Source organism: Staphylococcus sp. 231237_7MaSpsaltlick, from assembly GCF_043107035.1.
Genome location: NZ_JBICNX010000070.1, coordinates 1 through 3,486 on the forward strand (window position 1 = coordinate 1; position 3,486 = coordinate 3,486).

A 3,486-nucleotide genomic window follows, 5' to 3' on the forward strand; every position below is an offset into this window, starting at 1 on the left:
GATTTAAACGGTTCGTTTAAACAGAAGATATTGGTAGCAGCTAACAAAAGTTCTGTAATACAAGACTATGATACTAAGTTGTCCGCTTCATCTATGTGGGGACAAAAAATCGCTAACCATGCAATGGCTCATGGTCATAAGACTTTCCATATTGTTTTAAATGATTTTGATTATTACGGAGAAGCAAACGTACCAAATAAACAAAAAACATTTTCAGCAGAACCAATTATGAATACCATTATGAAAAAAATAAATTTAGCATATGGTGGTTTGAATCCATTTCAACCGTTTGGCGAAAAAGAAAAACAAATCCAGATATATAGTAATCATTTAGATAAATTAGTATATGAATTCTATTTATACACTAATAGGACAATGAAAAATGATATGATTACTAGTTTGAAAAAAGAAATAAATAATCATTATGAATCGGTGGGTATGTGGGACTCTGATGCTCATAAGTTCCCAGGAAGAATAAGAATTATAGATAAAAAAAGAGATAGTTATCCAACTGCAAGTGAGTTTTTATTAGCATTAACAAACTATGCGGATGAAGTTGAAGATTTAACTGACAGTAAAAAAGAAGCAACAGAAGAGTTAGTAACATCATTAGAGCAATTACTTAATACGCACAGAGCAACTATAGATACTTATACTACATTACCAGACCCAGATGAACCAGAAATCTATCAGTATTATTACCAATTAAATGATTTAGAGGGTGACATAAAAGAAGCACAATTCTTAAATATATTTGATTATATAGCAGCATCCGTTACCGAAGATGATATCGTGATGATACATGGTGTAGATCAACTTTCAACGGAAACTGCCAGATATATAAAAAGTACTGCAGATAAGCTTGAACAAAGAGATGTACGTTTAGCGTATCTATATGATGCAATTGGTAGAAAGAAAATCAATCAAGAAAAAGAAGAGCTTAATAACATAGAATATTGCGATATATTCAATACAAACGGTATCTTCTATCAAGACTTAGAGAACGACTTTGATTTTACAATTTATGGTGCTATGTCAAAAAACGATATAAATACTTATCAAAAAACGATAGATCAAAATTTGCCAGAAGGATTAGTTAATGTGATGACTGAAACAGAACAAAGAGATCAATACCTAGTGAGAAGAAGGGAAGACCTTCAATCCAACTTCGTATACGCTAATTTTGGCTTATAGATAATACTTTAAAGCCTCTAGATAAAACTAGGGGTTTTAAATCTTTTATGTAAATTTGTAATGAGCTCATTTATAATGTACTTATTACAAATTTACATAAAGATAATATAGAGTGAGGGATTAGCATGAGTACTGGAAACGGTAATATTAAAAATTTTAAAAAGAATGTACCGTTTGAACAAATACCTCGGGAATTATTGCAAGCTTGTGATACTAATAGTAAACATAATAAAGACTTATCTTTACAAGCGATTGGACTATTATGTAATATACGTAGTTATGCTGAATCTTGGGATTTACATAAAACAGAATTATATAAGAGGTATGCAAAGAATAAAGAGGCATCTGTCAGACGAGCATGGGATGAATTAGTAGAAAATGATTATATTGTTCAATTAAAAAGACGTGAAGGAAATAAATATAAATATATATACTATGTAACAGTATATCCTTTTACAGAAAAAGATATTGCAGAAATAGAAAAAAATGAAGGTGCAAAAACAGTAAAAGATTTTAGTCACAAAGCGAAAAAAGCAGCAGATCAAGAAAATTTGGGCTCTGGGTTTTCAAGACCTCAAATTCAAGACTTGAATTTCAAGACCTCAAAACCCAGAGATAAGAGAATACAAATAAAAGAGAATACAAAAGAAGAGAATACAAATATAAAAGAAGAGGTAAATGTAGTGAATGGTATGCATGGAGAGAGTGATGATAATCATTCAAACCATTCAAATCATAACGATAATTCAATTACTATAGATTTCAAAGAATATATGCGTTTAAGAGAGTCAGAACGTATAAATAATGATAATGAAGATATTAAAAAAGCAATACTAGAACAATTTCCAGATAGACTTACATCATATATATGTAATTTTGATTTAGAAGAAGTTAATTTATTAAAAGACTATATTCTAATCAGTAAAACAGCATATAACGATAGTGTTCCAGTATCTTCAAAATTATTAATCGAAGATGTGGAAATGGAATTAATCCTAATGTTAAATAGAATAAAAAGAAAAATGTATGAGAAACAAGAAACCATTGAAATATTAAGAAAGTATATTATAAAATCTACAATCAATGTCTTTGTAAGATATGCAGAGGATCATTTGGAAGAAGAAATAGATTTTTCTAATGTAAAAAGAGATTGTTTCGAAAATATATTTGAATCATAACTATAAGAGAAATCATGGATTTGGTATCTATGAAGGCTTATGTTAATATTGCGTTATATAGAAAAAGACAACATGTGCTAACATGTTGTCTTAATGAGCCTGTTAAAAAGACAGTGGCTTGTAGTTTAATAAGAAGATTAAAATAACCTCTAGTTACTCGCCTAAGTATACATTCTAGACGGTTATTTTTTTTGTTATTGCTAAGTAATAGTGATTAGTGGACTAAGATGTTTAAATAATGCTTTTTCTAAACTAATATATTTTATATTCTTTATACATTGGTATTAATTCTTTGTAATATTGTCCTGTCGATTTTCGTTTCATTGTAACTGAAATTGAAAAAGATTTTACGACCCTATGAACTACATCATTACTAAAGTAACGAGTTTTTAGGAACGCTCATGACTTGTTTTACTTATTTCAAAGTAAAACAGTGGCCTAAGCTATTTGACTAAGGCTTGTTCCAAGCCAATATGCTTTATATTTTTGGCTGCATTGACATCTCTATCATGTTCCATATGGCATGATGAGCAACACCAATGGCGTATATCTAAAGTTTTTTTACCGCTATCATATCCACAATTAGAACATAATTGAGAGGTTTTATACGGATTGACAATAAGAAGTGTTTTTCCGTATTTTTTACATTTATACTCTAAAAAATTTCGGAATTCTCTCCATGATTGGTTAGATATACTACGAGCTAATTTATGGTTTTTTAACATGTTAGAAGTATTTAAATCTTCTAATACAATGACATCATATTGTGCCACAAAGTACGTAGTAATTTTGTGAATATAATCTTTTCTAGTGTTTGCTATTTTTTCATGTATACGGGCAACCTGTTTTCGAGCTTTTTGGTAGTTTTTAGCTTCTATTAATGGGGTACCTTCAGCTTTTGCTTTCAGTCTTCTTCTTGATAAACGTTTCTCCCAATAATATAACTGTTTTTGATATTTTAAATGTAATTTTTGAGAAGCAAATTTTTGGCCATCTGACGTGATTGCTAAATCTGAAATACCTAAATCAATGCCTACATTTTTTTGCGTTTGTGGTAAAGTTTGATTTTCACTTGTTACCAATAGCGTTATGTAATATTGACCTGTTGCTTTTT

3 protein-coding genes are annotated in these 3,486 nt (G+C 29.5%); 2 read left to right on the forward strand and 1 reads right to left on the reverse strand.

Annotation, left to right across the window (positions count from 1 at the left end):
* Together ACF91D_RS29620 and ACF91D_RS29625 are read left to right on the forward strand one after the other, a co-directional pair.
* On the forward strand, positions 1-1,194 hold a 1,194-nt coding region (locus tag ACF91D_RS29620; protein ID WP_392438287.1), incomplete at its 5' end, for a hypothetical protein.
* Between the two features lie 125 nt (positions 1,195-1,319).
* A complete protein-coding gene (locus tag ACF91D_RS29625) occupies positions 1,320-2,372 on the forward strand; it encodes a hypothetical protein (protein WP_392438288.1) in 1,053 nt (350 codons plus the stop codon).
* A gap of 443 nt (positions 2,373-2,815) precedes the next feature.
* On the opposite strand, the gene ACF91D_RS29630 is transcribed toward ACF91D_RS29625, so the two are convergent.
* A partial coding sequence (locus ACF91D_RS29630) for an RNA-guided endonuclease TnpB family protein (RefSeq protein WP_392438289.1) occupies positions 2,816-3,486 on the reverse strand: 671 nt, incomplete at its 5' end.

Excerpts from the sequence above, each read along its gene's own strand:
- ACF91D_RS29625 (WP_392438288.1), top strand. The coding sequence starts at position 1,320 with ATGAGTACTGGAAACGGTAATATTAAAAATTTTAAAAAGAATGTACCG.